Annotated in this window: 1 protein-coding gene; it reads right to left on the bottom strand. The window is 60.8% G+C overall.

Translation table 11 applies throughout. The annotated features are described in order from the left end of the window. Positions 1 to 260, bottom strand: a 260-nt coding sequence (locus AC1RPN_RS09060; RefSeq protein ID WP_481763856.1) for a hypothetical protein, incomplete at both ends; no start/stop codon positions are given.

Raw genomic sequence — 260 nt, 5'->3', positions numbered from 1 at the left:
CCACGAGATCTTCAACGAGACCAACAAGGAGGAGGTCTACGCCGAAGTCACCGCCTGGCTCGACCCCCGCATCCCCGCCCGCACCTGACCCTCGAGTACGCCCAAATTCTGCCCCAAACAGTCGAGTACGCAGATTATCGACGTACTCGGCTGTTTCTGGTGGAATTTGTGAGGAGTCGGCGGTGACCGGCGCGGGTTCTAGGCTGGTCTCATGCATGGTGAGTACAAGGTGCCCGGTGGCAAGCTCGTCGTCGTCGACC

This window comes from Dellaglioa sp. CoH-57-MRSF-20 (assembly GCF_056781955.1).
This window is presented reverse-complemented; position numbering and strand designations above follow the sequence as displayed.